Below are 26796 nucleotides of genomic sequence, written 5' to 3'. Positions count from 1 at the left end.
GTGGGCGAGCCGCCTCGCGGCGGGCATGACCCGTACTCTACCAAGCAAACGTCTTTCCTTCCCGCTACATCGAGCGCAACGCGAAGCGTTTGAGCTTGCCCGTTTCGGTGCGCGGCAACGCAGTGAGAAAGGCCACCATGCGCGGATATTTATAAGGCGCGACAGTGCGCTTCACGAAGTCCTGCAATGCGGCGACGAGCGCATCGTCGCCCGTGAAGCCGGGATTGAGCACGACGAATGCCTTCACCACTTGCCCGCGCGTTTCATCGGGCACGCCGATCACGCCGCATTCCGCAACGGCTTCGTGCTGCATCAGCACGCTTTCCACTTCAGGGCCGGAAATGTTGTAGCCCGCCGATACGATCATGTCGTCGGCGCGTGCCTGATAGAACACGTAGCCGTCTTCATCGATCATGACGGAATCGCCGGGCAGGTTCCAGCCGTCGCGCACGAACTTCGACTGACGCTCGTCGGCGAGATAGCGGCAGCCCGTCGGGCCGCGCACCGCGAGCTTGCCGAGCGTATTGGGCGGCACGGGCTGCATTGCATCGTCGACGGCCTGCACGACGTAGCCCGGCACCGCGCGTCCGATCGCATGCTCGCGCACGTCCGCGCCCGCCGACGAAATGAAGATATGGATCATCTCCGTGCCGCCGATGCCATCGGTCATCTCGATGCCGCTCGCGTCGCGCCATAGCGTGCGCGTCGAATCGGGCAGCGCTTCGCCCGCGGACACCGTTTTTTTCAGGCTCTTCACATCGAAGCCTTTGATGAGCGGCGCCATCTGCCGGTAGAAGGTCGGCGCGGTGAACATGATCGTCGCGCGATAACGTTCGACGGTTTGCAGCAGCGTTTCCGGCGTGAGCTTTTCGAGCAATACCGTCGATGCGCCCACGCGCAGCGGAAAGCAGAGCAGGCCGCCGAGACCGAACGTGAACGCGAGCGGCGGCGTGCCGCAGAACACATCGTCCGATGTCGGTTTAAGGATGTGGCGCGGGAAGAGATCGCACATCGCAAGCACATCGCGATGAAAGTGCATGCAGCCCTTCGGCGCGCCCGTCGTGCCGCTCGTGAACGCGATGAGGCACACGTCGTCGGCGGCGGTATCGCAGGCATCGAATCGATCGGGCTTCGCCGCCGCGAGCGATTCGAGCGAACCGGGCGCGTCGTCGTGAAACATGAGAACGCGCGCGAGTCCTTCGCAGTGGAACTCGTCGCCCTTCGTCTCGCAGCGTTTCAGTTCTTCGGTCAGGCGCACGTCGCAGAGCGCCGCCGAAATATGCGCCTTGTCGATGATCTGCTTCAACTCCTTCGCGCGCAGCAGCGGCATGGTCGGCACGACGACGAGACCCGCCTTTAGCGCCGCGAAGAACGCGACCGCCATCTGCAAGGTATTCGGCCCGCGCAGCAGCACGCGATTGCCCGGACGCAAGCCCATTTCATCGACGAGCACATGCGCGCTGCGATTCACGAGCGCGCGCAACTCGCGATAACTCGTCGCATGCGGTTCGCCGTTCAGATCGGACCAGATCGCGGGACGATCGCCGTATCCGCGTTCGATTGCGCGATCCAGCAGCTCGGTCGCGCAATTGATGCGCGCGGGATAGGCGACATCGGCGTTGTCGAGCATGAACACCGGCCATTGTTCCTGCGGCGGCAGATGATCGCGCGCGAATGTATCGACGTGTGCTGACCGTTCCATCGTGCTCTCCGCTTAGTCGGGGATGACAGCCGTGGCTTCGATTTCCACCAGCGCGTCGTCTTCGATGAGCGCGACGACCTGCACCGCGCTCATCGCGATGTCGTAATCGCCGATCAGCTCGCGAAACGCCGCGCCGATTTCCTTCGCCGCCGCGAGATAGGCGCGCTTGTCGGTCACGTACCACGTCATGCGCACGAGATGCTCGGGCTGGCCGCCCGCCTCGCGCAGAATGGCCACGACATTGCGCAGCGCCTGCACAGCCTGCGCGCCGAACTCGCGGCTGACGAAGCGCGCCTCTTCGTCCCAGCCGATCTGCCCGGCGATATACACCTGCGTGCCGCGCGCCGCGACGCCGTTTGCGTAGCCGCGCGGCTTGATCCAGCCCGAAGGCAGAAGGGTCTTTTTCATGAGCGTGTCTCCTCGTTCAGTGCGCGGCTCGTGCCCGGCGCGAAATGTTCGATGGCGTGGGCGATATCGCCGGGAATGTCGATCGAGCGGCCATCGTCGAGCGATGTCGTGACCAGAACCTGCTTGGCGCGAAAGCGTACTTCGCCCTCGCAATGACAGACGATATCGATGCGAATCGAGCGCTGTCCGACGGAATCGACGGCGAGCGTGAGCGTCACCGTCTCACCCATGCGGCTCGGTCGCGAGAACTCGCAATTGAGCTTGACGATGGGCAGCCCGACGCGGCGCGCGGAGATCATCCGCGCATAGTCGATACCGAGCGCATCGTTGAACCAGTCTTCGACGAGCGCGTTCGTCATCACGAGGTATTGCGGGAAATAGACGATGCCCGCCGGGTCGCAATGCGCGAAGCGGATGCGCATCGGCATGTCGAAGGTGCGTGTCATCGTTGACGTTCTCCATGCGCTTTCAGCAAGTCGCGTCCGACGATCAGTTGCTGCACTTCCGTCGCGCCCTCATAGATGCGCAGCGCGCGAATCTCGCGATACAGCGATTCGACCGCCACGCCGCGTGTCACGCCGAGGCCGCCCCACAACTGCACGGCGGCGTCGATGACCTGTTGCGCGCCTTCGCTCGCGTGCCACTTCGCCATCGCCGCTTCGCGCGTGACGCTTTCGCCCTGATCGCGCAGCCACGCGGCGCGATAGACGAGCAGCGCGCTCGTGTCGATGGTCAGCGCCATCTGCGCGAGCTTGGCCTGCGTCAGTTGAAAATCGCCGAGCGTCTGGCCGAACATCTTGCGCGACGCGGCGCGATCGAGGCCTTCCTGCATCGCGCGGCGTGCAAAGCCCAGCGACGCCGCCGCAACGGACGTGCGGAAGATATCGAGCGTGCGCATCGCGATCTTGAAGCCTTCGCCGGGCGCGCCGAGCATCCGGCTGCGCGGCACGCGCGCGTTATCGAAATGCAGACGCGCGAGCGGATGCGGCGCGATCACGTCGATGCGTTCCGCGATCTGCAATCCCGGCGTATCCGCATCGACGATAAACGCGCTGATGCCGCGAGCGCCCGGCGCTTCGCCGGTGCGCGCGAACACGACATAGAAATCCGCGATGCCGCCGTTCGAGATCCAGGTCTTGTCGCCGTTCAGCACGTAACTGTCGCCATCGATGCGCGCATCGAGCGACATCGCCGCGACATCGGAACCCGCTTCCGGCTCGGACAACGCGAATGCAGCCAGTGCCGTGCCGTTCGCGACGCGCGGCAGATAGCGCGCCTTCTGTTCGTCGGTGCCCGCGAGCGAGATCGCGCCGGAGCCGAGCCCCTGCATCGCGAAGGCGAAGTCCGCGAGGCCGTCGTGCTTCGCGAGCGTTTCGCGCAGCAGGCACACGGCGCGCGTATCGATCGTGTCGTTCGATGCGCCGTATTGCGTCCCGCCGATGCAATGCCTGAGCCAGCCCGCGTCGCCCAGCATGCGCACGAGGCGCTTGCAGGCCGCGTCGGTATCGGCGTGATCGACGTGCTTCAGATGCGCGTTTGCCCATGCATCGAGATTGCGCGCGAGTTCGCGATGGCGTTCATCGAAGAAGGGCCACGCGAGCGCGCCGTGCAGATCGGCGTTCATTCAGTCTCCTTCGAACACGGGCCGCGTCTTCGCGGCGAATGCGCGATAGGCGCGTTCGAAATCGCGCGTGCTCATGCAGATGGCCTGCGCCTGCGCTTCCGATTCGATCGCCTCGTCGATGCTCATGCTCCATTCCTGATGCAGCATCTTCTTCGTGATGCCATGCGCGAAGGTCGGGCCCGCGACGAGTTCGGAGGCGAGCTTCGCGGCTTCGTCGAGCAGGGTTTCGGGCGTGCAGAGCCGGTTGTAGAAGCCCCATTGATAGCCTTCGTCGCCGCTCGCGGAACGGCCCGTGAAGAGCAGTTCGGCCGCGCGTCCCTGGCCGATGATGCGCGGCAGGATCGAGCACGCGCCCATGTCGCAACCGGCGAGGCCGACGCGGGCGAAGAGGAACGCGAGCTTGCTGCGCGCGGTGCCGAGGCGCATGTCGGACGCCATCGCGAGGATCGCGCCCGCGCCCGCGCAGACGCCATCGACGGCAGCGACGACCGGCTGCGGGCAATGACGCATCGCCTTGACGAGATCGCCGGTCATGCGCGTGAAGAGCAGCAACTCGGGCATCGGCAGATCGATGAGCGGCGCGATGATTTCATGCACGTCGCCGCCGGAACAGAAGTTATCGCCCGCACCGTGAATCACGACGGCCTTCACGTCGGTCGCATAGGCGAGCTGGCGAAACAGGTCGCGCAACTCCGCATACGATTCGAACGTCAGCGGGTTCTTGCGCTCGGGGCGGTTCAGCATGATGGTCGCGACGCCGTTGGTCACGGACCAGCCGAAGTGCGTCGCGCGATAGTCCGCGAGCGTGGTGCGGTTGCCGGCGAGAAGCGCGTCGGCGGCGGATGAGGTCATCGCTGTCTCCTTCAGTCCTTTAGCGTATTCATCAGATGCTGCTTGAGCTTGCCGAGCCGCTGATGCGTCTGCGATTTCTCGTTCAGTTCGAGGCCGCCGAACATTTCGACGACCCATTGCTCGTGCGCGGTCGCCATCTTGTCGAATGCGGTGCGGCCTTGCGGCGTGAGGCGCACGCTGGTCGAGCGGCGATCGTTCGGATCGGTATAGCGCGAGACGAGCCCTTCTTTTTCGAGCTGATCCGTGATGCCTGTCACGTTGCCGCCGGTGACCATCATGCGGCGCGATAGCTCGGTCATCTTCAGCCCTTCCGGGTGACGTTCGAGCTGCGCCATCAGATCGAAGCGCGGCAAGGTCGTATCGAACTCCGTGCGCAGGCGCTTGCGCAATTCGGCTTGCACGAGGTTGGTGGTCGTGAGCATGCGCAGCCACAGGCGCAGTCCCATGTGGCTGTCGGCGCCCGTGCTCATTTCCAGATCGACGACGTTGTCAGCCAGCTTCTCGATGCCCTTGCGCGGCGTTTTCTGCTCCGTCGCGGCGGTCGTTTTCTTGTTGCGTGCGGCGTGGGTCACGTGACTTCTCCACCTGATACGGAAATGGACTGGCCGTTCATCGCGTCGGAACCGGGTGCGCAAAGCCATAGCACGGCGTTGGCGACTTCTTCCGGCTGCACGAAGCGGCGTTGCGGGTTGTGGCGCACGAGCGCGTCGCGTGCGTCCTGTTCGCTGCGCGAGGTCTTCGACATGATCTGATCGAGCGACGCGCGCAGCAGTTCGGTTTCGGTGTAGCCGGGGCACACTGCGTTGACGGTCACGCCCTTCGTCGCGACTTCGAGCGCGAGCGCGCGCGTGAGACCGATGACGCCGTGCTTCGCCGCGCAATACGCGGCGACATACGCATAGCCGACTTGCCCCGCCGTGCTCGCGACATTCACAATGCGTCCATAGCCGCGTTCGAGCATCGAAGGCAGCACGGCGCGCGTGCAGAGGAACACGCCCGTGAGATTCACGTCGATCATGCGTTGCCAGAGCGCGGCGTCGGTATGCGTGAAGGGCGCGGCTTGCGCGTGACCCGCGTTGTTGACGAGGATATCGACGGCACCGACGCGCGAGAACGCTTCTTCGACGGCGGCTTCATTCGTGACATCGACGCTCACGCACGCGACATCGCCATGAGCGCGCATCGCGTCGCGTTGTGCTTCGAGACGCGCGAGATCGCGGCCCATCAGCGTGATGCGCGCGCCCGCCTTTGCGAGCGCCTGGGCGCACGATGCACCGATGCCGCTGCCGCCGCCCGTGATGACCGCGTGTTTATCGGCGAGAGCTGTCATGATCAGACCGTTCCTTCGGCGCGTTGCGCGCGTTCTTGCGGCGTGAGGCGCGCGTTGTCGGCGGCGAGCGCACGCTCGCGTTCCAGATTGCGTTCGAGTTGTGACTTGGCGGCGGCATACTGCTTCGGCCATGCGACATCGAAGTAACCGATCTTCGCGGCTTCGTTCAATGTCCACGATGGATTCGCGAGATGCGGACGCGCCACCGCGCAGAGATCCGCGCGTCCCGCCGCGATGATGCTGTTCACGTGATCCGCTTCCGATATCGCACCGACGGCGATCGTCGCGATGCCCGCTTCGTTGCGGATCCGATCGGCGAACGGCGTCTGGAACATGCGGCCGTACACGGGCTTTTCCTGCTTGCTGACCTGTCCCGACGACACGTCGATCATGTCCGCGCCCGCCGCCTTGAATGCGCGTGCGATCTCTACTGCATCGTCGGGGGTCGTGCCGCCATCGACCCAGTCGTGCGCGGAGATGCGAACGGACATCGGCTTGTCTTGCGGCCATGCCGCGCGCATCGCCGCGAATACTTCGAGCGGATAGCGCAGACGATTTTCGAGCGAGCCGCCGTATTGGTCGGTGCGCTGATTCGTCAGCGGCGAGAGAAAGCTCGACAGGAAATAGCCGTGCGCGCAGTGCAATTCGAGCCAGTCGAAGCCCGCAAGCGCTGCCATCTCGGTCGCGCGCACGAATTGCGCTTCGATCTCGCGCAGTTCGTCATGCGACGCCTCGCGCGACCATTGGCTCACGCCTTGCAGATACTGTTGCGGCGAAGCGGACACGAGCGGCCAGTTGCCATCGTCGAGCGGCTGATCGATGCCTTCCCAGCTCACGCGCGTCGATGCCTTCGCGCCCGCATGTCCGATCTGTATGCCGATCTTCGCATCCGATTGCGCGTGCACGAAATCGACGATGCGCGTCCACGCGGCAAGATGCTCCGGCGCATACATGCCGGGGCATCCCGGCGTGATGCGCGCTTCGGGCGACACGCACGTCATCTCCGTCATCACGAGCGCGGCGCCGCCCATCGCGCGCGCGCCGAGATGCATCAGGTGATAGTCGCCCGCGACGCCATCGACGGCGGAGTACTGCGCCATCGGCGATACGACCACGCGATTCTTCAGCGTGACGCCGCGCAGCTTGAACGGCGTGAACATCGGCGGCACGGAACGTTGCTGTGCAGTGCGCTCGATGCCCGCACGCGCGGCGAGCCAGTCTTCGAACGAGGCGAGATAGCGCGCATCGCGTTCGCGCAGGTTTTCATGCGAGATGCGCTGCGAGCGCGTGAGCAGCGAATACGCGAACTGCTCCGGTTCGAAGTCCGCGTAACGGTCCACATGCTCGAACCATTCCGTCGAATTGCGCGCGGCGTTCTGGATGCGCAGCACATCGACGCTGCGCACCTGCGTGTAATGCGCGAGCGCGCCCTCGAGATCGCCGTTCTGTTTTGCAAATGCGGTGTCGATGCTGTTCGCAAGTTCAATCGCGTCTTCGAGCGCGAGCTTCGTGCCGGAACCGATCGAGAAATGCGCGGTATGCGCCGCATCGCCCATCAGCACGACAGGCGTGCGCTTGCCGTTCGCGCCATCGCGCCAGTGCACCCATTCGCGATTCACGACGCGCGGAAAGCGAATCCATTGCGCCGAGCCGCGCAAATGCGTGGCGTTCGACATCAGCGCGTGGCCGTCGAGATACTTTGCGAAGAGTTTTTCGCAGAACGCGATGCCGTCTTCCTTGCTCATGTCGGCGAGGCCGGCCGCGCGCCATACGCGCTCGGGCGCTTCGACGATGAACGTCGATGTGTTGTCGTCGAAACGATAGGCATGCGCCTGGAACCAGCCCCATTCGGTCTTTTCGAATGCGAACGTGAAGGCTTCGAAGCACTTGTTCGTGCCGAGCCACACGAAGCGGCAATCGCGCATATCGATGTCGGGCTGATAGGTCGCCGCGTATTTCTGCCGGACCGCGCTGTTCGCGCCGTCGCTCGCGATGATGAGGTCGGCGTCGTAGTCGTCGTCGTTCACGACATGCGTTTCGAAGACGAGCTTCACGCCGAGTTCTTCGCAACGCGCTTGCAGGATGTTCAGCAGACGTTTGCGGCCGATGCCGCAGAACCCATGACCCGACGAGCGGATCGTGCGGCCGCCGATATGCACTTCGATGTCGTCCCAGTGATTGAAGGCATCGAGGATGGCGTCGGCGCTTTGCGGGTCCGCCGCGCGCAGGTTGCCGAGCGTCTGGTCCGAGAACACGACGCCCCAGCCGAACGTGTCATACGGCCGGTTGCGCTCGACGATGGTGATGTCGTAGCCAGGGTGGCGGTGCTTCATCAAAAGCCCGAAATACAGGCCCGCCGGGCCTCCGCCAATGCAGACGATGCGCATGCTCGCTCTCCGACCGTTGTCTTCTCACATCGATAATTTAGGTTTAGATAGTTTAGATGTCAAGTAAATAGTCGATCGAACGAGCGTGCGAAAGATGCCGACGGAATCATCGATCCTCGGGGATGACCTGCCACAGCGGTTCGGGCGACACGGCGATCGCGCCCGAGAACGGGCGATCGTGCGAAAGGATCAGCAACACGGTGGTCGCGAGGCACACGCAAAACAAGCCGATCGCGACGGCGGACGTCAAACGGTTTTCGCCATGAATCAGCGCGATGGCGAAGACGAGGCAGGCGGCCAGAAAACTCAGGCACAGCCACTTGATGCCGCTGACCTCGGAGCGGCTCACCAGAATGCGCTGACGACGGGCTTCGAGCGCCTGTTCGAGAGACACCGCCACCTGGTGCTGCGCGGTCTGTTGACCGGGCGTGTTCGCCGGCAACGAGAGCGCAAACTGCATCGCGCGGTTCAGCGTGGGCGGGCTGATCTTCAGCGTGACCGCGCCTTGCGCCATCGAAGTCCATTCGGTCGTCGCCGTGTATTCGATGTACTCGCGCACCAGTTTGCGCAGTTGCGCTTGCGCGTCTTCCGGGAAAACCGCGGACAGGACGACGACGGAGCGAAGCGCGCCGGCTTCCGTATCCACCGCGGCGTTGGCCTGCGCCGTATCGTTCCAGACTTGCGCGGCGGTGAACGCGATGAGCAGGCCGAAGATCACGCCTATCGGCGAAAGAAGACCGGGCGAGAGCGCGATGAACGACCGCCGATGCGCGCTCGCCGCAAGTCGGCCCGCCACGAAATGGATTCCCGCTCCCGCGATGCCGACCACGCCGAAAACGACGAGCGTCATTTCCCATAACGGAAGGTTATGCAACCAGGTACTCGTCATCGGGACGTGCTCCGTGGCTGAACGGAAAGCACATTTAAGCACAAGCGGGTTTGGTTCAGCGGGTGCCTTATTCGAACGCGCCCGTGCGCACTTCGCCGTCGCGGATATAGCGCGTGATGAGCACGCCGCCGGGCGTCTGCGTCGAATGCGCCAGCGTGAAGGCGGACACCTGCGCGTCGTCGCTGAACATGCGCTTGCCGCGTCCCAGCATGACGGGGTAGATCAGAAGGCAAAGTTCGTCGATGAGACCGGCCGCGAGCAGTTGGCGCACCATGTCGCCGCTTCCGAACGTCAGCAGATCGGCGCCGTTTTCTTGTTTGAGCGCGCGCACCGCGTCGGCGAGACCGCCTTGCAGCGCGTGACTGTTCTGCCAGCCAAGACCATCGGGCCGATGCGTGGCGACGTGCTTGGCGACGCGATTGAAGACGTCAGCGATGGCGCGGCTCTTCGAATCGGCCGGAACGTGCGGCCAGTGCGACGCGAAGATGTCGTAAGTACGGCGTCCGAGCAGCAGATCGAACGGCTGCGCGAGCAGACTCTGCACGTGCTGGCCGATGGTTTCGTCGGCATAAGGCACGATCCAGCCACCCAGACGGAATTCGTTGCTGGTGTCTTCCGTTGGCCCGCCGGGGGCTTGAATCACGCCATCCAGACTGATGAAAGCCGAAACGATGAGCTTGCGCATATGTGTTCTCCATGTCGACGGACTCGATCGGTCCATATAGACGACGAGCGGCTCGCGGGTAAATCGACAACGCTCATGCGCCCCGAAACCAGTGCCGCTCAACTCGTTTCGCCCGGCATGTTGCCAATCCGCCGGCCCAGTTCGTCCGCGCGCCGCCAAACGGCCTGCATCAACACCATCGCGCTCCTCGACGGCGGCGAGAACTTCGAATAGACGAACGTCGATACCATCTCCAGATCTTCGACGAGCGGCCGCACGATGCAGTCGATGCCGCCGGTCGCGTACTCATCGACGATGGCGAGCCCGAGGCCGCCACGCACGAGCGCGAGCGCCTGATCGGCGCGGGTCACGTCGACCGCCGACGTCAGCTCGACATCGGCCTGCTGGCACGCCCGCGCGATCATCGTGCCGAACGGGATGTCGCGCCTGAACAGGATCATCGGTTCGTCCTTCAGGTCCGCGAGCGCGATCCGCTCGCGCGCGGCGAACGGATGATCCGGCGGCAGCACGCATACCATCCGTCCGCGCATGAACGGCACGACTTCGAGATGCTCGTGTTCGATCGGCAGCGAGGTCACCGCCACTTCGACGCTCTTGCTCAGCACTTCGAGCGGCATGTCGGCCATGAGCGTCGTATGCCAGTCGACTCTGAGCCCCGGCAACTGCCGTTTCAGTTCGACGATGGCAGGCGCGACGACGGCCGGCGCGAGCGACGGGCTGCACGCGATACGCAGCAGGCTTGCCGGGCCGAGCGCGAGCGCCCGCGCGAATTCATCGACGCGCAGCGCCGACTGATACACCTGCTCGACTTCGCGAAACAGCGCCTGCGCCTCGGCGGTCGGGATCAGGCGGCCCTTCGCGCGCTCGAAGAGGCGCAGTCCCAGCGTGGTCTCGGTATGCGCGACGAGCTTGCTGACAGCCGGTTGCGATACATACAGCATTTTCGACGCTGCATTGATCGAGCCCGTCAGCATGACCGCGCGAAACACCTCCATTTGCCGCAGCTTGAAGCGCATCGTTTCTCCGGCTGCCCGTTCGGGCGATTAACCAAAGGTTATAGGGTAGCCGAAACTCGGCATACGACAGCCCACGGCCAACTCTCTAGTATTTCCAGGACGCGTCGGGCCTTTGCCACGGCGGCGCGCAGACCGGAAAACATTGGACGGAGACACGATGAACCAGACCCACTCGCCTCGCGCGATCGGCGCGCAAGCCGCCGCGGCGGCGCCGGCCGCGACGCGCACCCGCGCGCGCTTCGGCATCCTCGCGCTGCTCGCGATCGGCACGATGATCAACTACCTCGATCGCAGCGTCGCCGGCATTGCGGCGCCCGGCATGAGCTACGAACTGGGTCTGACGCCTGCGCTGATGGGCGTGATCTTCTCCGCATTTTCGTGGACCTACACCGCGTCGCAGATTCCGGGCGGCGTGATGCTCGACCGCATCGGCACACGCTGGACGTATTTCTTCGCGCTGACCTTGTGGTCGCTGTTCACCGGTCTGCAGGGGCTCGCGACGGGCTTCGTCTCGCTCCTGATCATGCGGCTCCTGATCGGCATTGCGGAGGCGCCATGCTTTCCGACCAACAGCCGCGTCGTCGCGATATGGTTTCCGCAGAGCGAGCGCGCCCGCGCGACGGGCGTCTACACCTTCGCGGAGTATGTCGGTCTCGCGTTTCTGAGCCCGCTGCTTTTCTGGATCGATCATCGCTATGGATGGCGTGCGCTGTTCGGCATCGTCGGCGCGGTCGGCATCGTGTTCGGTTCGATCTGGCTCATGCGCTTTCGCGAACCGCACGAGTCGAAACGGGCGAATCGCGCCGAGCTCGACTACATCGCGAGCGGCGGCGGCGTGGTCGACGGCAGCCAGCAGGCGACGCGTTTTCGCTGGTCCGATATCGCCGCGCTCCTGCGCCGCCGCAGCATGCTCGGCATCTGCATCGGCCAGTTCGCGTGCAATTCGACCAACGTGTTTTTTCTGACGTGGTTTCCGACCTATCTCGTCACCGAACGCCACATGCCGTGGCTGAAGGTCGGCATGGTCGCGGTGCTGCCGTTCATCGCCGCGTCGGTCGGAACGCTCGCGGGCGGCTGGATTTCCGATGCGATGCTGCGTCGCGGCATCTCGCTGAACTGGTCGCGCAAGCTGCCGGTGATCGCCGGGCTCGTCGCCGCATCGAGCATCGTGCTGGCGAATTACGTCGATTCGATCACCGTCGTGATCGCGATCCTGTGCGTTGCGTACTTCGCGCAAGGGATGTCGGCGCTCGCCTGGATGATCGTCTCCGATATCGCGCCGAAGGGCCTGCTCGGCCTGAGCGGCGGCATCTTCAACCTGTTCGCGAATGCGGCCGGCATCGTCACGCCGCTCGTGGTCGGGCTGATCGTCAACGCGACAGGCTCGTTCGTGTATGCGCTCGCCTTCATCTCGGCCGTGACGCTGCTTGGCGCGCTCTCGTATGTGTTCGTCGTCGGCGACATCAGGCGAATCGAATTCGCGGGTTCCGCTTCCTCCTCCATCTGAACGACCTCAAGGAAATCATTGCAATGAGTCACTCTCTCGACGGCCGCATCGCCATCGTGACGGGCGCGGCGCGCGGAATCGGCCTCGGCATCGCCCGGAAGCTCAAGGCCGACGGCGCGCGCGTCGCGATCTGGGACCTCGATGTCGCCGGCTGCGATGCGCGGCGTCTTGGCTTCGAAGCCGATCATCTGCAGCAGGTCGATGTCGCATCGCACGAATCGGTCGTCCGCGCGTTCGAAGCGACCGTCGCGGCGCTCGGGCATATCGACATTCTCGTCAACAACGCGGGCATCAACGGACCGGTCGCGCCGAGCTGGGAATATCCCGTCGATGCGTGGCAGCGCGTGCTGAACGTCGATCTGAACAGCGTGTTCTACTGCTGCCGCGCCGCCATCCCGCATATGCGCGCGAGGGGCGGCGGGCGCATCGTCAATGTCGCGTCGATCGCCGGGAAGGAGGGCGTGCAGTACATCTCCGCGTACTCCGCCGCGAAGGCGGGCGTGATCGCGTTCACGAAGTCCGCCGCGAAGGAACTGGCGCGCGACAACGTGCTGATCAACTGCGTCGCGCCCGCGATGGTCGAAACGGAACTGTTCAACGAGATGTCGGAGCAGCACATCGAGGCGAGCAAGGCGAAGATTCCGATGGGCCGCTTTCTCCAGATCGACGAAGTCGGCGCGATGGTGAGCTGGATCGCGAGTCCCGCGTGCAGCTTCACGACGGGCTTCACCTTCGATCTGACGGGCGGGAGGGCCACGTATTGAAGGCCGCTCCGTTTCTCGCGCGGCCTCTCGCGGTCGCGCATCTGACCGCGCTGGATGTTGCGCCCGTGCCTTGGGTCCGGCTTGCCGCGCGTGCGGGTTTCGATGCGGTCGGTCTGCGCATGCATCCGGCGGTGCCGGGCGGCGTCGCATATCCGATGACGTCCGGCTCCGCGACGCTCCATGAATTGCGGGACGCGCTCGCGGGCGAAGGCATCGCGGTACACGACGTCGAATTCATTCCCGTCGTGCCGGCGCTCGATCCCGCTTCGTTCATGCCGCTCTTCGAAGCGGCGGCGTCGCTCGGCGCGCGTTGCGTGAACGTATCGGGCGATGATCCGGACGAGGACCGCCTCGCCGCCAATCTTGCCGCGCTGGCCGAACTCGGCCGTCCGTTCGGCTTGCGCATCGATCTGGAATTCATGCGCTGGCGGCATGTCGGCTCGCTCGCGCAAGCTCGTGAGATGATCGCGCGGGTCGGTCATCCGAATCTCGCGGTGCTCGTTGACGCGCTACATCTGTCGCGCTCGGGCGGCACGCCGGAGGATATCGCGAGGATGCCGCCCGGCTGGATCGGTTCCGCGCAACTGTGCGATGCGCGCGCCGCGCTTCCCGCCAGCGACGACGAAGCGATCCGCGAAGCGCGCACCGATCGCCTGCCGCCGGGCGACGGCGCGCTACCGCTCGACGCGCTGCTGCGCGCGTTGCCTGCGGATGTGGCGCTGAGCGTCGAGATGCCGTATCCGTCCCTGCCCGCCGACGCGCGGCTGGCGCTTGCGTACCGCGCGGCGCGGCGCGTGTTCGACGGGCTCGGCGTCGCATCGGTCTGAATGGGGAACAGAGATGAGCGTATTCGAAGAAGACAAGATCGACTGTCACTGCCACGTGTTCGATCCCGCGCGCTTTCCGTATCGGGAAGACACGCCGTATCGGCCCGCGCAGCAGGAAATCGGCACGGCCGCGCAGTTCGTCCGGGTGATGGATGCGTATGGCGTGCGGCATGCACTGCTCGTCGGTCCGACGAGCGGCTACCGGACCGACAACCGATGCCTGCTCGATGCACTGGAGACATACGAAGGACGCCTGCGCGGCATCGCCGTGGTGGATGACGACATATCGCGCAACGAGCTTGCGGCGCTGCATCGCGCGGGCGTCGCCGGCGTCGCGTTCAACCCGGCGATGGAAGGCGTCGATGCCGTGCTCGGCGCGGGCGCGCTCTTCGCGTCGCTCGCGGACCTCGGGATGGTCGCGCAGATCCAGGTAACCGGTGACCAGATGGTCGCGCTCGAATCCTGGCTGTCGCGGCAGGCGGCGCCGATCGTGATCGACCACGGCGGGCGGCCCGACATCGGCGCGGGCATCGCGCAGCCCGGCTTTCAGGCGCTGCTGCGGCTCGCGGACAGCGGCCACGCGAGCGTCAAGCTGTCGGGCTGGCAGAAGTACTCGGCGCGCGCGCATCCGTACGAAGACGCGTGGCCGTATGCGCAGGCGCTGCTACGCGCGTTCGGGCCGCAAAACTGCGTCTGGGGTTCGGACTGGCCGTTCCTTCGGGCACCGGAGCGGCTCGATTATGGGCCGTTGCTGACGCTCTTCGAGCAGATCGTGCCCGATGCGCAGGTGCGTCGACAGATTCAATGGGAGACACCGCGCCGGCTGTTCGGTTTCGGCGCGTAGGCGAACGGGCGCTGTTGCGATCAGTGCCCCAGCCCGCTCGCCGCGATCTGCTGCTCGACGTACTGCGCGAAGAGAGCGTGCATGCGCGTCGTCGGATGGAGATCGTCGGCGAACATGTACGTCTGATCCGCGTTCGACGAGACGTAAGTCGCCCGCGAGCAGAGCAGCGACGTGTCGTGCGGTGTTTTCGACGGATCGCATGCCTGACCCGTGTTGGACACGGTGAAGCCATTGGCCTGAAAGTTCGCGATAGTCTGCGTCGTCCAGGCGTAGGAGTCGACGACGATGACCTTGCCCTGCAGACCGTTCGATTGCAGGGCGGAGTTCAGCGTCGCGTTGAAGAGCTGCGAGAGTTGCGTGAAGTTGCCGCCGCCATCCGACGACTTGATGCCATCGGGCGAAAGTCCGATGTTCGGCACGTTGACCACCACGACATGCACGCCTCCGCTTTGCACGATCTGCGCGACTTGTTGCGCGAGCGTGGTCGCCGCGGTCTGCACGGTCGTGTTCGCGGCGGGCGGACTGCCCGCGCGCAACACGTCGTTGGCGCCGGCCCAGACGAGCACGAGCTGGTTCGAATTGAAACTGCCGTGCGACGACAGATAGCTCGAAATCTGCTGCGTGACCGGCATCTCGACGTTGCCGATTACGTCCGTCAGGAACTGATTCTGATCGGCCGGCGTGGCGACCGTGGCGCCGCCCTGCGCGTAGCCCAATCCGCTTTGGGCCTTCAGTTCGTGCCCGAGGTCGATCGTGAAAGCCGCGGTGAGCGTGTCGCCGTAATACTGCGCGACGTCCTGGGACCATACTTGCCCCGGATTCGTCGTGAATCGTCCGCCGCCGACCACGCTCGCGATCGGCTGATACGTCCCGACGTCAGACAGGCTGTCTCCGAACGCCACAACCTGCAACTTGACGCCACCCGCGGGCGCCGAAGAACTGCTTCCGCCCGAGTCGCCGCTGCTACCGCCGCATGAGGTAAGCAGTGCAATCAGGATGGCAGAAATTGCGTGGCGAATGCCGGGGGTGATTCGGGTATGACGCATCATTCCTCCGTGCCAGCCCCGGCCGGGGCGGGATTGCCCGCGATGGCGGCTGGTCGTCGGCCGCGCGTGAGCGGCGGTCTGGAACATCGGTAAGCAAGAAAGATGCGCTTCGCGTGTTTCCCTTGGCGAATCGGCTACCATTGGCCGACGACGGCTCGTTCGAATCACTGCTGCGAGGACGCCAGGGGTGGACCACTACATCGATCTTGCAGACGATCCTTCCGCACTCGCGCATCTGCTGCGACGACTCCATCTTGCCGATGACGCCGCTCCCGCGACGCTCACGCCGCTGACCGGCGGCGTCTCCTCGAATATTTTCCGGCTCGATATCGGCGATGAGACCTACTGCCTGAAGCAGGCTCTGCCGAAGCTCAAGGTCGCGAAAGACTGGATCGTGCCGGTCGAGCGCGTCTATGCGGAGATCGGCTGGCTTCGGACGGCTGGCCGGATCGTGCCGGGGCATGTGCCTGAAGTGCTCGGCGTCGATCACGAAACCAAGAGCTTCGTCATGGCGTTTCTCCCGCCGACATACGCGAACTGGAAGCGCGAGTTGATGGATGGCCGCGTCGATCCGGCGATCGCGGCGCAACTGGGCGACGTGCTGGGCCGGATTCACGCAGCGACCGCCGGCGACGCCGAGATCGCCGCCCGGTTCGCGAATGACGATACCTTTCACGCGATCCGTCTCGAACCGTATCTGGAAGAAGCCGCTCGACAAAACCCGCAAGTGGCGGCGGCGCTGCGCTCGCTGATCGAGCGCACGGCGGGCACGCGAGAAGCGCTCGTTCATGGCGATGTCAGCCCGAAGAACATCCTGTTGGGACCGGCGGGGCCGGTGATCCTGGATGCGGAATGCGCGTGGTACGGCGATCCTGCCTTCGATGTGGCCTTCTGCCTCAATCATTTCCTGCTCAAGTCGGTGCGCTCGCCGGGTGCGCTTGCTGCGCTGATGCTGTCGTTTGCGAAGCTGGTCGAGCGTTACGTGCCGCATATCGCGTGGACTAAACCGGACGCGTTGCTCGAGCGCGTCGCATCGCTGCTCGCGGCGCTGCTGCTGGCGCGCGTGGACGGCAAATCGCCGGTGGAGTATCTCGATGAACACCGCCGCGCTCGCGTGCGCGCTGCCGCGATCGAACTGATCGGACGGCCTGACAGCACGCTCTCCGACATCACAACGTTCTGGCAAAGGGAGTTTTCCGCATGAGTCGAATCGAAGAAGTGCGAGCGCGGCGTATCTGGGATTCGCGCGGACGGCCGACTGTCGAAGTGGAAATCGTCACGGAAACCGGCGCGCGGGGACGCGGCATCGCGCCCGCCGGTGCGTCTCGCGGTTCGCGCGAAGCGATGGAACTCCGCGATGGCGGCACAACGTTCGATGGCAAGGACGTCAAGACGGCCATCGCCGGCATCGCGCGCGAGATTGCGCCCGCGTTGCGAGGCCACGAGGTCGCGGAGCAGGCGGCGATCGATGCGATGCTCATCGCGCTCGATGGCACGCCGGACAAGTCGCGGCTCGGCGGCAACGCGCTGATCGCGACATCGCTTGCGGCGTTGCATGCGGCCGCCGATGAGCGCGGCTTGCCGCTCTGGCGTCACGTCGCGGGCGACGAGGAAGTGACCTTGCCGCTTCCGCAAATCCAGATTTTCGGCGGCGGCGCGCATGCGGAACGGCGCGTCGATGTGCAGGATTTCATGGTGATCGCGACATCGGCCACGAGTTTTGCGCAGGCGCTCGAAATGACCGCCGAGGTCTATCGGCACGCGGGCGTGCTCATGCGCAGACGCGGCGCGGCGCAGGGCGTGGCGGACGAAGGCGGATGGTGGCCCGCGTTCTCCAGCAACGAGGAAGCGATGGACGTGCTGGTCGCATCGATCGAAGCGGCGGGTTTCGTTCCGGGCACGGATATGGGCATCGCGCTGGATATCGCCGCGTCAGAATTCGGCAAAGGCGGACAGTACACGCTCGGGCTGGACAACGTGCGGCTCGACACCGACGCGATGATCGAGAAGTTGCTGCGATGGATCGCGCGATACCCGATCGTCTCGATCGAAGACCCGCTATCGGAAGACGATGAAGCGGGGATGATCGCGTTCACGCGAGCGGCGGGAAGCAAGGTGCAGATCGTGGGCGATGACTTTTTCGTTACGCGCGCCGGGCTTATCGAGGATGGTGCGGCGAAAGGGGCTTGCAATGCGGCGCTCATCAAGCTCAATCAGGCAGGCACGGTGACGGAAACGCTCGCGGCGCTTCGGGCGGCGAGGAAGCATGGCTATGCGTCGATTGTGTCGGCGAGATCGGGGGAAACCGAGGATGTGTCGATCGTTCATCTTGCGACGGGCTGGAACGCGGGGCAGTTGAAGGTCGGGTCGTTCTCACGGTCCGAACGGATGGCGAAGTGGAATGAAGGGGTGCGTATCGAGGAGGGTGGGGCGATGGGGTTTGCTGGGGAGGTGGTGTTGTCGCGAAGGCGGTAAGCGCTCGACGTCCCGAAGCGTGATGCGTCGGCGGTGTTTCGCACTCAGACTGATCTGAAAATTGACGTCATCGCATTACCTCTAAGTTTTTGAATAGTCGGTAATCCTCCGAGAACCATTCGGACTGCGATAGTTTATCGCCTCCCGGCATGGAATTTTTGGTTAATAATTTCCCACTTTCATTCGAATTGCAGACGTCGGGCAATCGGAAAGGAGTCCGTTGGGGCTGAAACCCTTTACCACCACAGCAGGAAGCAACATGAAGCAGTTCCTCTCCCTCACCGCGTGCGCGCTTTCGATCTCCCTTCTCGCGGCCTGTGCCACCGGCCCCGATCGCGACAAGGAGATCGCCCTCAATCAGCAGGTCGGCATCGAAGTCACCCAAACGCCCGAAGGCGTGCAAGTGCGTCTGCCCGACCGCGTGCTCTTCGACTTCGACAAGTCCGGTCTGCGCGGCGATTCCGGACCCGCCATCCAGCGCGCGGTCGTGCTGCTCAAGCGCAGCAAGAAGTCCGTGATCGTCGAGGGTCACACCGACGATACCGGTACGCACGAGTACAACCAGGCGCTCTCCGAATCGCGTGCGCAGACCGTCGCGGGTGCGCTGGAAGAGCGAGGCATCGCATCCTCGCGCGTCACTACGAAGGGTTTCGCCTACGACCGCCCCGCAGCAAGCAACGCCACCCCCGAAGGCCAGGCGAAGAACCGCCGCACGGAAATCGTGGTGATCGGCGAATCGCTCGACGCGATCATGGGCAAGCCGGCAAAACGGAACTGACGCAAGTCACTTGCTGATCGGCGAGTGCTGTCGGAGGTCGGCTGAAACTCGGCCGACTACCTCCAGTATCCCGCCGCGTAATGCCGATATCCCCAGTTCGGACGCCCGCCCCAGTAACCCACCGCGACAGACGGCGCATACACCGGTGCGGGCGGCGCGTAGTAAGCGACGGGCGGCGCATAGACCGGAACCGGCGCAACCGGCGCAAAGGGCGGCACCGGAACCACGGGCGCATACGGCGCAACCGCCACGACAGGCGCAACAGGCATAACTGGCATAACAGGCATCCCCACACTCATGCCGACGAACACATGCGCCTGAGCGCTACCCACCAGTCCGACACCAAGCAGCGTAGCGACGGCGACATAACCGATTTTTTTCATGATCCTTCTCCTGGAAACGCGGTGCGGCGTGGTCACGCATCGGTTGAGAAGGATTGTGGGCGTCGAGAATGAGCGAAGAATGAGCGCTTATTCAGTCCCGCAGTCGTTGCAGGTGTTGTCGATATATCTCGCCGCCTTGCCGCGCTCGGGCGGGCTGACCTGCATATAGCCGCCATCGAGGATGTTATGACGGACGACGTTCCCGCTATAGTCGACGCCGCCCTCGCCATTCGACCCGCCCGTGATATTGCCGCCGTTGATCATGCGGTTGCATTCGAGGACGTTGCCGCCGGTGTCCTGCGTGGCGTCGTTGTTCTCGGGGCCCATACGGCAGTTATCCGCCAGATTGTAGGCAATGCGTCCCTTGACCGAGCCCACCAGCGCGATGCCGTAGAGCGGGCAGTTGGCGAACGAGTTGAACACGAGAACGGCGCCGGTCCCGCCGCCTTGTCCTTCGGTCTGGAACATCGACTGGCCGAAGAAATCGCGGAAGCTGTTGCCCGCGAGCGTGAAGTTGTCGACCGCGCCGTTGGTCTGCACCGGAATATCGTAATGTCCGGGGCTGTCCCAGTCACGGATGCGAGTCGGATTCGCGCCCACGAAGTTACAGCCGACGAGACTGTTCCCCGTCGACGGACCCTCGAAGTTGAACATGTTGCTGTCCTCGCGGACCGTCTTTTTGAGCGTCGCGCCGGGCTCGCACTGAATATGCCGGTTACTGGCCGTGATGACGACCGTGTGATTCAGCACATAGGTTCCAGCGGGCACGAGCACGTCGCCGGCATCGACGGCGGCCTGAAATGCTTTGGTGTCGTCGGTCTTGCCGTTGCCGGTGGCGCCGAACGCCTTCGGGCTGCGCGGATCGACCAGTTTGGGCGGCGTGAAGGAAGTATCCGGGCAGCTCGCCGTCGCCGGGACCGGCGAACTGGTGAGGCTCGCGCGATGAGCGCCGCTGTCGCGCTCGTCTCTGAACTGCCGCCACCAGCGCATCAGGTTATGGAATGTAAGGCGATCCAGGAGACGGCCATCGTCCCAGGCAGCGTAGACCGTCTGAAAGTGTCTGGTTACGCCGGGCGTGTTGATCACGAGCAAGGAAACGACAATCAATATCCCGCCAACCACGATCGATTTCTTCATTGACATCCCATGCACGCTTTGGATTTCTCGATGGCGAGGCCTCGGTAAGCCGTCGCGCAGCCGCAACTCTCGCACGTTATACCCGCCGACTTCTGCCCGGTAGCACACCAGGCGAGCGTGCGAAATGCCGGCGCCAAACCGCATCATCGCGCGCCGGTGGCGTGGCGAACAGTCTGCCCGTCGCCTTTGATGCACGCTCCCTCGGTGCGCAAGCGGCCAGCCGGTCCTGCGCGGATCGGATTCATTTGCCGGAGGAAGCGTGCTGACCGCAACAGTGCAATCGCTAAGGGAGCGTCTGCTTGGCGTTCATCAGGATCACAAGCGCATCGCGAGGAGCGCTTTCGTCCTGCTGTTATTCGTGCTCGCCGGGAAGTTCATCGGCGCATCGAAGGAAATGGCGATCGCGTACCGATACGGCATCAGCGGCACCGTCGATGCCTATCAGCTCGCGCTCACGCTCGTCACGTGGCTGCCCGCGACGATCACGAACCAGTTGAGCGTGCTGCTCGTTCCCGCGCTCGTCGCGCTCAGAAACGACAAGGCCCGGCAGAACCAGCTTCTCGGCGAACTCGAAGGGGCGGGGCTCGCCATCGGCATCGTGTTTTCGTTGCTGCTCTATTTTTTCTGGCCTCACATGGTGGGCTTCTTCTCGGGAAGCCTCGCCGAATCGACCCGCGAGATGTGCCGTCAGATGGTCGTCGGCATGACGCCGGTCGGCGTGCTGGCCTTCACGATCTGCATCTCGGCCGCCCGGCTCCAGGCTTCCGAAAAGCACATCAACACGCTGCTCGAATGCGTGCCGGCGATCGCGTTGCTCGTTTTCGTGCTGAGCGCGCGCGACAATACGTCGACCATGCCGCTCATCGTGGGCACGACGATCGGCATCGTGATCCAGGCGGCGTGGCTCCGGATACTCGCTAAACGAGCCGATGCCGTGCCCGCGCGTCCGCGTCTGTCGCTGCGGGCGAAGGAGTGGCCGGGCATGACGCGCTCGATGGGCATGCTCTTGATCGGCTCGGTTGTCGCGAATCTGTGGCTTCCCGTCGATCAGTATTTCATGGCGCATATGGGCGATGGCGCCATCGCGACGCTCGGCTATGCGAACCGCCTGCTCTCGCTGCTCGTGAGCATGGGCGCGATCGCGATCAGCCGCGCAACTCTGCCGATCCTTTCGGAAATCCTGCATCGCGGCGATCATGCGCGGGCGCGCAGCACGGCCATCAAATGGTCGTTCGTGATGCTGGCCGTGGGCTCGGTCGGCGCCGCGATCGCCTATATCTTCGCGCCGTATGCGATCAAGCTGTTCTTTCAGAAGGGCGCGTTCACGAGCGAGGACACGATCGCGGTCACGAGCCTGTTTCGCTTCGGGCTTTCGCAGATTCCTTTCTCTTTCGGGATGTGCGTGCTGATCCAGTTGTTCGCGAGCGAAGCGCGCTACAGGGCGATCACGGTCATTTCCGTGCTGGGCTTCGCGACCAAGCTGGCGGCCAATGCGGTTCTGATTCGCTTCTACGGTCCGCTGGGCGTGCCGCTCGGCACCGGAGTGGGCGCGGCCAGTGTGCTGGCCTGCTATCTCTTCTGGACCCGCTTCGCGCCGCCTTATGTCGGCAAGAGCGAGCAAGGTCACAACTGATCGCGGGATCGTCGGCCGCTCCTTATCGGCGAGCGGCCGACGATCCTGTCAGCACTTCTACGCGCGCCGGACCATGACGCTGTGACCGCGGCGCCGCACTTCCGACTCGTCTTCCACGCCGTAGTCTCTGTCGAGCGCGGCGGCGGCGGCATAGACGCCCGGTTCTTCGATCACGCCCGCATGGTTCCCCGGCACTTCCGCGACCGTCAGCCCGCCGCGAGCGATCTTGCGATACAGCGGCAGCGGATCGCCCCGGTCCTCGTCGCGCAAGGCCGCGCGCACATAGACGATCCGCCCGCCCGCGTACGGCTTCGGCCGATAGTTGTTCATCGCGGTGCGGCACGTATCGCGCATGCGCCTCAGGACCGGCGGCATCGGATCGGCGGCAGCCGGTGCCGCCTGCGCCTGCGGCACACGCCCGAGCCGCATCGCCACCTTGTTCACGGCGGCGTGGAACTTGGCCGCCGCGAAACCGATGCGCGCTTTCGGCGACATGCCGGAGAGCGTCTTCAACAGCCGGCTCGCATAATCGCGCCTGAATTCGAGCAGCGCGAACCACGGCAGCCAGCGTTCCTGCACGTAGGTGTCGAGCAGACACACGAATTCCGTGCGCTCGCCCGCGCCGAACAATTGCTGCGCGATTTCGAGCGCGATCAGCCCGCCGAAAGAAAAGCCGGCGAGCGCATACGGCCCGGTCGGCTGAACCTTGCGAATCTCGTCGACGTACGTTTTCGCCATTTCCTCGACGCGACGTTGCGGCGGCGTTTCACCGTCGAGCCCGATCGCTTGCAGACCGTACACCGGGCGCGTCTTGCGCAGGCTCCCGATGAGCCGCGTGCATTCGAGCACCGAGCCCGTCACGCTGTGCACGAAGAAGAGCGGCGCGCCATCGCCTTCGCGCATCGGCACCAGCACTTCCGATGTCTGCGGCAGCGCGCCGTTCTCGATCACGTCGGCGAGTTTCGCGATGGTCGGCGCGCGCAGCATCGTCGCGAGCGGAATCGGGCGGCCGATGACCGGCTGCAATTCCGCGACGAGCCGCGCCGCCAGCAGCGAATGTCCGCCGAGCTCGAAGAAATTGTCGTCGCGGCCGATCGGCGCGAAGGCGAACAACTGCTCCCATTTGGTGCGCAGCAGCCGTTCCAGTTCTTCGCGCGTCGCGTAGGTTTGCGGCGAATCGGCGGAGCGGGGCTGCAAGGCCGGGTGCGTGCGGATCGCATCGAGCGAGGCGGGATTGCGCAGCGCGGCGGCGTTGGTCACGTCGAGTCCGTTGACCGCGTTGCGCACCGCGGCTTCCGTGAGCTTGCCGCTATGCGTGATAGGCAGATCGTCGACGGCCGCGATCACATCCGGCACATGCGCGGCCGACGTGCGGCGCACGAGATCGCGGCGAATCCGCGCGATCAGCGTCCCGTTGAGCCGCGCGCCCGGCTTCAGCGTGACGAGCAGCACGAGACGCTCGCCGATGGGATTGCCCGGACCATCGGCGCTGGCGGCATCGCGCATGCGCTGCTGAACGACGATGCCCTCGCGTATCTCGGGAATGTCGTTGAGCACGCCGTAGATCTCGCCCGGCCCGACATTGATGCCGCGCACGACGAGCACGCCATCGCTGCGCCCATGCAGGCGCGCGGTGCCTTCCGGCGGAAACTCGATCTGGTCGCCATGCGTCCATACGCCGGGATTCGCGCTGAAATACGCCTTGTGAAAGCGCTCGCCGTCCGGATCGTTCAGAAACCCGAGCGGCCGCGACGGGAACGGATTCACGCACACCAGTTCGCCGACGCCTTGCGCGCGCGCGCCGTCGCGCCAGGCCTGGACATCGAACCCGAGACTCTTGCACTGCGCTTCGCCCGCATACACGGGAAGATTCGGATTGCCGAGCACGAAGCAGCCGAGGATATCGGTGCCGCCGGAAATGGACTGCAGCCGCAGCGGCTTCACGTTGTTGCGGACCCATTCGAACTGCGCGTCGAAGAGGATCGCGCCGGTCGACATCATCGAACGAAGGGCGCTCAAATCGAATTCACGCGCTGGCACGAGACCGGCGTCCTCGCACATCTTCAGATACGCGGGACTCGTGCCGAACGCATTGACGCGCTCTTCGGCGACGATCCGCCACAACGTATCGACCGATGCGATCGGCCCGTCGTAGGTCACGATTTCGACGCCCGATGCGAGCGCCGACAATTGCCAGTTCCACATCATCCACGCGCAACTGGTGTGGAAGTACATGCGATCGCCGGGACGCAGATCGCAGTGCAGCCGATGCTCCTTCAGATGCTCGATCAGGCTGCCGCCCGTGCCGTGCACGATGCACTTCGGCTTGCCGGTCGTGCCCGACGAGAACATCACGAAGAGCGGATGATTGAAGTTGAAGCGCTTCCATTCGACACGGCGCGGATCGCCGGCCGCGAGCAATGCGTCGAGCGAGTTGACGGGCGGCGTGGCGCGCAGGGCCGAAGGATCGCCGTCGAGGCTGACGATGCCCGCGAGCGTCGGCAGCGCGTCGGCGAGCAAGGCCATTTTTTGCGCGAGCGGCGTGCCGGTGTCGAACGGCTGTGCGGCCGTATGCGCGAACAGGAAACGCGGCTCCAGTTGCGTGAAGCGGTCGAGCAGCGTCTCGATGCCCATCTCGGGCGCGGCGGTCGACAGCGTCGCGCCGATCGCGGTCACGGCAAGCGCGGTGACGATCGCATCGGCGTCGTTGCGCATCACGCCCGCGACGCGGTCGCCTTCGCGCAGACCCAGCTGCGTGAGCGCATCGGCAAGGCGGGCGACGCGGGCGCGCAACTCGCCGCGCGTCAGATGCACGCGGCGTCCGTCGGCATGGCAGGCGGTGAGCGCGGGCGCATCGGCGGGGGCAACTGCGAAGTCGAGCAGATTCTCCGCATAGTTCAGTGTTACGTTGGGAAAGAAACGCGCTTGCTCGCATATATCGCCGACGCACACGGGCTCCGCATCGCCCGACCACTTCAGTCCATGCGTCCATTGCATGAAACACTTCCAGAAGACGCGATAGTCCCGGACCGAGAAGTCGTGCAGTTCGTCGTAGTGTGTGAATGGCCGGCCCGTGTGTGCCTGCAGCGCCGCGGTGAACGCAGTCATCTGAGACTGTGCGGTGCGAACAGGTTCCTGGTCGAAAATCGGCAGGCGTGCTCTCGCCTCGTTGGGCGGTTCCGAACGATCCATGTGAAGCTCCCTCAGCGGTTATGGCAATACCGAGTCCCGACGGCTTGCCTTATTTTTCTTGACTCTTTGAGTTGTGCGCGGCGCCTTGGGCGCTCTCGATATGTGAGGTCCGATTCCGGGCGGACCGGTGTCATCGACGATGAAGCGTATCCAGCCAGATCGTGTCGTAATGTGCGGAGAGATACAAAAGTCGTCGGCTGGTTGCAGGCACGTGTCAGGAATCGGTATGAATGACACTTGATGCCATGCATCACGCCATGCAACAGATTGGAGAACGAACTATATTCTTGCAAAAAGCTTTCGATATCTTGCGTACGGACATTCGCAATTGCACAGCGTCTAATGGCAGTTGGAAAGTTGGAGAACAGACGGCAATATGCATTTCCCGGCAAGAAGAAAATTCATGGCGCTGGCGCTGGCGCTGGCAGCATGTGTGGGCGGCGTAGTCGCGACGCGCGCGTTCGAGCACGGCACCGAGCGCGCCGACGGCATTGCCTATGGCAAGGAGCCGCGCGAGCGGCTCGACGTCTACGCGCCCGAATCACGCGATCGCGCGAATCTGCCCGTCGTCGTGTACTTCTACGGCGGGGGCTGGCAGAGCGGGCATCGATCGGACTCGCGCGACGTGGGCGAAGCGCTCGCCGCGCACGGCATCGTGACGGTCGCGCCGGACTACCGCATCTATCCGGAGGCGGTTTTTCCGGGCTTTCTCGATGACGCCGCCGCAGCCGTGCGCTGGGCGCGCGATCACGCGCACGAGTTCGGCGGCGATCCCCGGCGCATCTTCCTGATGGGTCATTCGTCGGGCGCGCACATGGCCGCCATGCTCGCGACCGATCCGCGCTATCTGGCCGCGCAGGGCATCGCGAACACGTCGCTTGCGGGGATGATCGGACTCGCGGGGCCGTACGCCGCCATCCCGACGAGCGACCCGCACATGGACGAGATCTTTCCGGCAGCATTGCGCGCGGGAGCGTTGCCCATCGCGTTCGTTTCGGGAAACGAACCGCCGATGCTGCTCGCCGCGGGCACGGCGGATACCGATGTCGATCCGCGCAACAGCGATCGTTTCGCCGAGGCTTTGCGCGCGCATCACGATGCCGTCGTGCTCAAGAAATACGCGGGCTACGGCCACGATACGGTCGTCAAGTCATTTTCGGCGAAGCGGCGCAAGGATTCGCCCGTTCTCGCCGATGTCACCGCGTTCATCGACGCACATTGAGCCGGGCGGGGCCGCGTCCGTCGGCCGCAGGTGTGCTCCAGCGAAATGCTTGATGCAGGTCAACGGTTAAAAGCACGTCGATCCTTAAAGTGATT

The 26796-nt window shown here is 64.4% G+C and carries 24 protein-coding genes; 9 read left to right on the top strand and 15 right to left on the bottom strand.

The features are described from left to right. Positions 1-64 precede the first annotated feature (64 nt). The 11 genes from QCE73_RS20900 to QCE73_RS20850 all read right to left on the bottom strand — a co-directional run bounded on the left by QCE73_RS20900 (position 65) and on the right by QCE73_RS20850 (position 10893). A complete protein-coding gene (locus tag QCE73_RS20900; protein ID WP_309883388.1) occupies positions 65-1702 on the bottom strand; it encodes an AMP-binding protein in 1638 nt (545 codons plus the stop codon). 12 nt (positions 1703-1714) lie between these two features. Then, positions 1715-2110 carry a RidA family protein gene (locus tag QCE73_RS20895; RefSeq protein ID WP_309883387.1) on the bottom strand — a complete coding sequence of 132 codons (396 nt, stop codon included), beginning with the start codon at positions 2108-2110 and terminating at the stop codon, positions 1715-1717. After that, a complete protein-coding gene (locus tag QCE73_RS20890) occupies positions 2107-2556 on the bottom strand; it encodes a thioesterase family protein (protein ID WP_309883386.1) in 450 nt (149 codons plus the stop codon). Before QCE73_RS20890 ends, QCE73_RS20895 begins: the two co-directional genes overlap by 4 nt. Further along, entirely contained in the window at positions 2553-3734 is a 1182-nt protein-coding gene (locus QCE73_RS20885; protein WP_309883385.1) for an acyl-CoA dehydrogenase family protein, read from the bottom strand. The genes QCE73_RS20890 and QCE73_RS20885 overlap by 4 nt, the downstream gene beginning before the upstream one ends. Beyond that, positions 3735-4586: an enoyl-CoA hydratase family protein gene (locus QCE73_RS20880; protein ID WP_309883384.1), complete on the bottom strand. Its 852-nt coding sequence runs from the start codon at positions 4584-4586 to the stop codon at positions 3735-3737. 11 nt (positions 4587-4597) lie between these two features. Next, positions 4598-5158: a MarR family transcriptional regulator gene (locus QCE73_RS20875; protein WP_309883383.1), complete on the bottom strand. Its 561-nt coding sequence runs from the start codon at positions 5156-5158 to the stop codon at positions 4598-4600. Beyond that, the gene (locus QCE73_RS20870) at positions 5155-5916 is read right to left on the bottom strand and encodes an SDR family NAD(P)-dependent oxidoreductase (RefSeq protein WP_309883382.1); all 762 of its coding nucleotides are present in this window, start codon (positions 5914-5916) and stop codon (positions 5155-5157) included. The genes QCE73_RS20875 and QCE73_RS20870 overlap by 4 nt, the downstream gene beginning before the upstream one ends. Positions 5917-5918: 2 nt before the next feature. Continuing rightward, the gene (locus QCE73_RS20865) at positions 5919-8303 is read right to left on the bottom strand and encodes a bifunctional salicylyl-CoA 5-hydroxylase/oxidoreductase (protein WP_309883381.1); all 2385 of its coding nucleotides are present in this window, start codon (positions 8301-8303) and stop codon (positions 5919-5921) included. 106 nt (positions 8304-8409) lie between these two features. Continuing rightward, positions 8410-9192, bottom strand: coding sequence for a DUF4239 domain-containing protein (locus QCE73_RS20860; RefSeq protein ID WP_309883380.1), 783 nt, complete (start codon positions 9190-9192; stop codon positions 8410-8412). 67 nt (positions 9193-9259) lie between these two features. Beyond that, on the bottom strand, positions 9260-9877 hold the full coding sequence (locus QCE73_RS20855) for a dihydrofolate reductase family protein (protein WP_309883379.1): 618 nt from the start codon (positions 9875-9877) through the stop codon (positions 9260-9262). Positions 9878-9975: 98 nt separating this feature from the next. After that, positions 9976-10893: a LysR family transcriptional regulator gene (locus QCE73_RS20850; RefSeq protein WP_035502042.1), complete on the bottom strand. Its 918-nt coding sequence runs from the start codon at positions 10891-10893 to the stop codon at positions 9976-9978. A gap of 157 nt (positions 10894-11050) precedes the next feature. Here QCE73_RS20850 and QCE73_RS20845 point away from each other — a divergent pair, with 157 nt between their 5' ends. The 4 genes from QCE73_RS20845 to QCE73_RS20830 are packed head-to-tail and all read left to right on the top strand — an operon-like array spanning position 11051 to position 14835. After that, complete coding sequence (locus tag QCE73_RS20845; protein ID WP_309883378.1) at positions 11051-12400, top strand: MFS transporter; 1350 nt, start codon at positions 11051-11053, stop codon at positions 12398-12400. 23 nt (positions 12401-12423) lie between these two features. Then, complete coding sequence (locus QCE73_RS20840) at positions 12424-13164, top strand: SDR family NAD(P)-dependent oxidoreductase (RefSeq protein ID WP_309883377.1); 741 nt, start codon at positions 12424-12426, stop codon at positions 13162-13164. Then, the gene (locus QCE73_RS20835) at positions 13161-13991 is read left to right on the top strand and encodes a TIM barrel protein (protein WP_309883376.1); all 831 of its coding nucleotides are present in this window, start codon (positions 13161-13163) and stop codon (positions 13989-13991) included. The genes QCE73_RS20840 and QCE73_RS20835 overlap by 4 nt, the downstream gene beginning before the upstream one ends. A 13-nt stretch (positions 13992-14004) precedes the next feature. Beyond that, positions 14005-14835, top strand: coding sequence for an amidohydrolase family protein (locus tag QCE73_RS20830; protein ID WP_309883375.1), 831 nt, complete (start codon positions 14005-14007; stop codon positions 14833-14835). Between the two features lie 20 nt (positions 14836-14855). Here QCE73_RS20830 and QCE73_RS20825 read toward each other — a convergent pair whose 3' ends face one another. Then, complete coding sequence (locus QCE73_RS20825) at positions 14856-15881, bottom strand: SGNH/GDSL hydrolase family protein (RefSeq protein WP_309884178.1); 1026 nt, start codon at positions 15879-15881, stop codon at positions 14856-14858. A gap of 187 nt (positions 15882-16068) precedes the next feature. On the opposite strand from QCE73_RS20825, the gene QCE73_RS20820 reads away from it, so the two are divergent. The 3 genes from QCE73_RS20820 to QCE73_RS20810 all read left to right on the top strand — a co-directional run bounded on the left by QCE73_RS20820 (position 16069) and on the right by QCE73_RS20810 (position 19134). Then, the gene (locus QCE73_RS20820; protein WP_309883374.1) at positions 16069-17085 is read left to right on the top strand and encodes a phosphotransferase; all 1017 of its coding nucleotides are present in this window, start codon (positions 16069-16071) and stop codon (positions 17083-17085) included. Continuing rightward, positions 17082-18356: a phosphopyruvate hydratase gene (gene eno, locus QCE73_RS20815; protein WP_309883373.1), complete on the top strand. Its 1275-nt coding sequence runs from the start codon at positions 17082-17084 to the stop codon at positions 18354-18356. The genes QCE73_RS20820 and eno overlap by 4 nt, the downstream gene beginning before the upstream one ends. Positions 18357-18615: 259 nt before the next feature. After that, positions 18616-19134: an OmpA family protein gene (locus tag QCE73_RS20810; RefSeq protein WP_309883372.1), complete on the top strand. Its 519-nt coding sequence runs from the start codon at positions 18616-18618 to the stop codon at positions 19132-19134. Positions 19135-19190: 56 nt separating this feature from the next. On the opposite strand, the gene QCE73_RS20805 is transcribed toward QCE73_RS20810, so the two are convergent. Further along, positions 19191-19517, bottom strand: a complete 327-nt coding sequence (locus tag QCE73_RS20805) for a hypothetical protein (protein WP_309883371.1) — start codon at positions 19515-19517, stop codon at positions 19191-19193. An 87-nt stretch (positions 19518-19604) separates the two neighbouring features. Further along, the gene (locus QCE73_RS20800) at positions 19605-20801 is read right to left on the bottom strand and encodes a glycosyl hydrolase family 28-related protein (RefSeq protein ID WP_309883370.1); all 1197 of its coding nucleotides are present in this window, start codon (positions 20799-20801) and stop codon (positions 19605-19607) included. Positions 20802-20913: 112 nt separating this feature from the next. On the opposite strand from QCE73_RS20800, the gene murJ reads away from it, so the two are divergent. Continuing rightward, positions 20914-22287: a murein biosynthesis integral membrane protein MurJ gene (murJ, locus tag QCE73_RS20795; RefSeq protein ID WP_051627049.1), complete on the top strand. Its 1374-nt coding sequence runs from the start codon at positions 20914-20916 to the stop codon at positions 22285-22287. Between the two features lie 57 nt (positions 22288-22344). Here the strand turns inward: murJ and QCE73_RS20790 are convergent, their stop codons facing one another. Further along, complete coding sequence (locus QCE73_RS20790) at positions 22345-25479, bottom strand: acetoacetate--CoA ligase (RefSeq protein ID WP_309883369.1); 3135 nt, start codon at positions 25477-25479, stop codon at positions 22345-22347. Positions 25480-25882: 403 nt separating this feature from the next. Between QCE73_RS20790 and QCE73_RS20785 the strand changes: the two genes are divergently transcribed. Then, on the top strand, positions 25883-26701 hold the full coding sequence (locus QCE73_RS20785; RefSeq protein WP_309883368.1) for an alpha/beta hydrolase: 819 nt from the start codon (positions 25883-25885) through the stop codon (positions 26699-26701). Positions 26702-26796: the final 95 nt, after the last annotated feature.

The organism is Caballeronia sp. LZ029, from assembly GCF_031451275.1.
Lineage (GTDB): Bacteria > Pseudomonadota > Gammaproteobacteria > Burkholderiales > Burkholderiaceae > Caballeronia > Caballeronia jiangsuensis.
Note: the sequence above shows the minus strand (reverse complement) of the source record. Positions and strands in the feature narration are given on the sequence as shown.

Bases quoted from the DNA above. Each gene is read 5' to 3' on its own strand.
- QCE73_RS20845 (WP_309883378.1), top strand. From the start codon at position 11,051: ATGAACCAGACCCACTCGCCTCGCGCGATCGGCGCGCAAGCCGCCGCG.
- QCE73_RS20825 (WP_309884178.1), bottom strand. From the start codon at position 15,881: ATGCGTCATACCCGAATCACCCCCGGCATTCGCCACGCAATTTCTGCC.
- QCE73_RS20785 (WP_309883368.1), top strand. From the start codon at position 25,883: ATGGCGCTGGCGCTGGCGCTGGCAGCATGTGTGGGCGGCGTAGTCGCG.
- QCE73_RS20865 (WP_309883381.1), bottom strand. From the start codon at position 8,303: ATGCGCATCGTCTGCATTGGCGGAGGCCCGGCGGGCCTGTATTTCGGG.
- QCE73_RS20895 (WP_309883387.1), bottom strand. From the start codon at position 2,110: ATGAAAAAGACCCTTCTGCCTTCGGGCTGGATCAAGCCGCGCGGCTAC.
- QCE73_RS20885 (WP_309883385.1), bottom strand. From the start codon at position 3,734: ATGAACGCCGATCTGCACGGCGCGCTCGCGTGGCCCTTCTTCGATGAA.
- QCE73_RS20900 (WP_309883388.1), bottom strand. From the start codon at position 1,702: ATGGAACGGTCAGCACACGTCGATACATTCGCGCGCGATCATCTGCCG.
- QCE73_RS20850 (WP_035502042.1), bottom strand. From the start codon at position 10,893: ATGCGCTTCAAGCTGCGGCAAATGGAGGTGTTTCGCGCGGTCATGCTG.
- QCE73_RS20800 (WP_309883370.1), bottom strand. From the start codon at position 20,801: ATGATGCGGTTTGGCGCCGGCATTTCGCACGCTCGCCTGGTGTGCTAC.
- QCE73_RS20790 (WP_309883369.1), bottom strand. From the start codon at position 25,479: ATGGATCGTTCGGAACCGCCCAACGAGGCGAGAGCACGCCTGCCGATT.
- QCE73_RS20855 (WP_309883379.1), bottom strand. From the start codon at position 9,877: ATGCGCAAGCTCATCGTTTCGGCTTTCATCAGTCTGGATGGCGTGATT.
- QCE73_RS20810 (WP_309883372.1), top strand. From the start codon at position 18,616: ATGAAGCAGTTCCTCTCCCTCACCGCGTGCGCGCTTTCGATCTCCCTT.
- QCE73_RS20830 (WP_309883375.1), top strand. From the start codon at position 14,005: ATGAGCGTATTCGAAGAAGACAAGATCGACTGTCACTGCCACGTGTTC.
- eno (WP_309883373.1), top strand. From the start codon at position 17,082: ATGAGTCGAATCGAAGAAGTGCGAGCGCGGCGTATCTGGGATTCGCGC.
- QCE73_RS20840 (WP_309883377.1), top strand. From the start codon at position 12,424: ATGAGTCACTCTCTCGACGGCCGCATCGCCATCGTGACGGGCGCGGCG.
- QCE73_RS20860 (WP_309883380.1), bottom strand. From the start codon at position 9,192: ATGACGAGTACCTGGTTGCATAACCTTCCGTTATGGGAAATGACGCTC.
- QCE73_RS20880 (WP_309883384.1), bottom strand. From the start codon at position 4,586: ATGACCTCATCCGCCGCCGACGCGCTTCTCGCCGGCAACCGCACCACG.
- QCE73_RS20870 (WP_309883382.1), bottom strand. From the start codon at position 5,916: ATGACAGCTCTCGCCGATAAACACGCGGTCATCACGGGCGGCGGCAGC.
- QCE73_RS20805 (WP_309883371.1), bottom strand. From the start codon at position 19,517: ATGAAAAAAATCGGTTATGTCGCCGTCGCTACGCTGCTTGGTGTCGGA.
- QCE73_RS20890 (WP_309883386.1), bottom strand. From the start codon at position 2,556: ATGACACGCACCTTCGACATGCCGATGCGCATCCGCTTCGCGCATTGC.